The sequence below is a fragment of the Lamprocystis purpurea DSM 4197 genome, assembly GCF_000379525.1.
Classification (GTDB): domain Bacteria; phylum Pseudomonadota; class Gammaproteobacteria; order Chromatiales; family Chromatiaceae; genus Thiodictyon; species Thiodictyon purpureum.
The window spans coordinates 1-3,527 of the sequence record NZ_KB902417.1; the positions used below are offsets into that span (position 1 = coordinate 1).

A 3,527-nucleotide genomic window follows, 5' to 3' on the forward strand; every position below is an offset into this window, starting at 1 on the left:
CGTGCAGGCGACTTCTGAGCAACGCGTGTCAGAAGTCCCCTGCACAAGGCCCGTCGAGCCCAGCAAACTGGTGCAGACGACTTCTGAAAATGACACCGACACCAGGACCCCAGTTTCACGGGCCAGTGTCATGGGGATGTCCGTCGGCAGCCGCTGTCGCGCTTTGCAATAGCCCCCGGTATTGCTGCTGCAGGGCGGCAGGTCCAGCGCCAAGCGCCGCACCGCCTCGCCATCGACGGCGCGTTGGCAGGAGCGGTCTGCCGACAGCACCTGAGTGCAAAACATCGACAACACCTTCCTCTGCGGGAACAATCGGTTGCGACTTTGTGGCGCAGGTGCGTCACCGCCCTCCAGCAACCGCGGTCCGGTCAGCAGGTCGAAAAAGGCGTCGGTCGCGGGCTGTGCGATGCAGGTCTGCACGCGGTGTTGAACGGCCCTGGTCTGTGATCCGCGATGCATCTTGCTGGTCCCTCGGGTGAGGTGTTGCTCTATCGCAACCTCCAGCCTACCACTTGCAGCTATCGACAAAAAACATGTTCTTTTTTCTCAGTTGGTTGGGCTTAAGTCAGTGCCATTCGAGCCTGGCCCCTTTTACTCTTCTGCACCATCCGCACCGGACATGGTCCGGCGAACATCACCGCGCTGCGCCGCTTCGCGATCGGCGCCATCAAGGCGAAATCCCGCGACACCATCGCCGCCACCATCCAACGCCTGGCGCGCAACGTGCGCCTGGTGTTTGACTACCTGCGTATGACCGAGAACTCCCGCCGCTGCCCGCGGTCGCTCCCAGCGCCAGCGGGCTAGAACGGATCTGCCGTGCCCCGGTGCTCAGCAATTCCAAATTTGAGAATATAAGCCTTACGAAACAATGAGATGAGTGTCTAGCCTGAATCATCGCAAGAGCCCTAACATTCTGTTTTATCTTGTATATTAGTGCCCAAATTTGGAACTGCTGCCCGGTGCTTGACCTGCTTGACCCCCGGTGCTCTTTGATGGTATAATCTCGCCTAAAATAATCATGAAACTAGCAGGAGAAGACGATGGCAGTCAACACAATCCGCTTCTTACGCATCACATGCCAGAGAGCCGAGGCCATCTTTGGGGACATGGTCGAGATACTCTACAATGGATCGCCTGTTTGGTCGGGTGTGATGAATACGAATGGAAGCATCATGCTCCCGGATCGTCGGCGTTATATTCCTGGAGGTATCGGAGCTAATGTAACGATTGACCAGTGGTACTTCGGACAACCGAGGGAGACTGTTTTTCGTACACGAGTGCTCCAAAGCGACTCAGAAGAAGATCGTGACGATTCTTGGGTAGTTGAGGAGTTTCAAGACAGCGATCCCGGCGGTATATATACCCTTTTCTATAGGGTTACTAGGGAGAGATGGGGACGTTAAGAATAGTTTAGTCTGGCGGCGACCTACGGATAGGAAATTCAATCACCCGAGACCCGATATGGCCTCCATCCTAGCCGCGCTCAGGATACCGGGCAAGCGGGTTTGCGGCTGGGCCGGGCGGTCTTTGGGTGGGATGGGACGCCCCGCGCGACCGGCGGTGGGGTGGCAGGTGACGATCGGCCGTGGGGCGGCGCAGCCGGGGTCGAAGAGTCCGGGGTCAGGTCTTTCCTTTTTCCCGCAGGATGTTAGACTCAAGGCATGGCAAGACCCCTTCGTCTGGAATTCGCGGGCGCGCTTTACCACGTAACAGCACGGGGTGACGGCCGCGAGGACATCTATCTTTCCGACGGCGATCGGCAACTGTTCCTCGCCATCCTGGGCGCCGTGTGGGAGCGCTGGAACTGGCAGGTACACGCCTACTGCCTGATGACCAATCACTACCACCTGCTGATCGAGACTCCGGATGCTAACCTGGCCAATAGGTGTAGCGACCTGCAAACATCCGGGGACCGACCTGCAAACATCGCGATTTTCGGCCCGGATTAGTTGCAAATAACGGGGGTCTCGGACCCGGATTATTTGCAAATGAGCCGACATTAACTGCAAACAGCCTGCAAACATCGGCGCCGACCCGAATTATCTGCAAACGGCGACGAGGAGCCAGGATTGGGGGCGGGAGATCGAGGGCGGGCCGGCGCAGCGGTGAACCAGGGTTGCGGCCGGCGGGCGCTCCCTGGGCGTCGGCACCGCATCACCAGGACGAGGAACCAGGTGATGCAACCCTGGCAAGCGACGGCCCAAAGGCCCTTCAGGTCGCGCAGTTCGACAGACCCATCAGAGCGTTGGAAACTCGAACACTGATTTCCGCAACCAGTTATCCGGACCCGAAAACCGCGGTTCAAGGCGGTGCGGGCGGGTGGCGCGGATGGTCCGGAAAAACGGTCGTTTCGCCGAACCGACGGTGGTCGGTCGGTGCTGCGCTGGGGGTCGCGGCCAGGCCCAGGGATAGCCGCAGGACCGCGGCGAAGCCGCCTTGCCTGGGTCCTGGATGACCGCGCGGCGGACTCTGATCCCCCAGCAGCGGGGACTGCTCAGCACTAACCCTTTGGTCAAGAAGGCACCCGCGCCATTTGCAGATAATCTGGGCCGACGCGGATGTTTGCAGGCTGTTTGCAGTTAATGTCGGCTCATTTGCAAATAATCCGGGTCCGAGACCCCCGTTATTTGCAGCTAATCCGGGTCGAAAATCGCGATGTTTGCAGGTCGGACCGCGGATGTTTGCAGGCCGCTACACCTACCTGGCGGGCGGCGCGCTGCCCGCCACCGAGTCAGTGCGCGCGCTGCTGGAGCAGATCGCCGTCGACACCCTGCTGGGGCTCGCCGGCAGCGCCGGTCGGGATCTGCTCCAGGCCCTGGCCTGCGTTGACCTGCCGGTCCCCCCCGCGGTCGTGGCCGCCTTGGCCGCGGCGATCGGCGGCGACGTGCAGCGCCTGATCGACCTGGCTCTGATCGAGCCCGGCGAGGACCCCCTGAGCCGGGCGCCGGACGCCCTGCGGATCAGCCCCCTGGCCGCGGGTCGTCTGGTACCCCTGAACGCCGCGCAGTGGGCACCGCTCGCGGCCATCCTGGTGGCGCCCCTGTTCACTGCTTGGGGCGGCGCGGCCGGCGCCCGCCCCGCGGGGGCGGACCTGCAACTCGCCCGGCTGGCCCTCGCCGCCGGGGATGCCGCGGTCGCCGCGACCTGCGGCGCCAGCGCCATCCGCGCGCTGGAAGCCGACAGCTATCCGGCCGCCGCGCAACTCGGCCGGGACGTCGTGCAACTCCTCGAGAGTGCCGGCCACCCCGCCCCCTCGCCACTGGTCGCTGCTGCTGTCCGAGTGAGCGGTGCCGCCGGGGACGGCGACACCGCCGACGCGCTGCTGGCAAAGGGGGGCGCGGCGCTGTCGGCCGCACCGGGCGCGGCGACCCCGGACGCCTTGGCATTGCTCGATGAGTACGCCAGCCGCCTCTATCAACGCGGCCAGCTCGTCGAGGCCCTGCGCATCCGCACCGAGGAGCAACTCCCGGTCTTCGAGCGCCTGGGCGACGTGCGCTCGGCGGCCGTGACGCGGGGTCAGATCGCCG

1 protein-coding gene and 2 pseudogenes are annotated in these 3,527 nt (G+C 63.3%); 2 read left to right on the plus strand and 1 reads right to left on the minus strand.

The window, feature by feature from the left end; translation table 11 throughout:
• Positions 1–459 (minus strand): annotated as a pseudogene (locus A39O_RS42110) (hypothetical protein); the annotation flags it as partial.
• Between the two features lie 1,202 nt (positions 460–1,661).
• Here A39O_RS42110 and A39O_RS0106650 point away from each other — a divergent pair.
• A pseudogene (locus tag A39O_RS0106650) lies at positions 1,662–1,880 on the plus strand (transposase); the annotation flags it as partial.
• 797 nt (positions 1,881–2,677) lie between these two features.
• The coding region (locus A39O_RS0106655) for a hypothetical protein (RefSeq protein ID WP_026199213.1) at positions 2,678–3,527 on the plus strand (850 nt) is incomplete at its 3' end.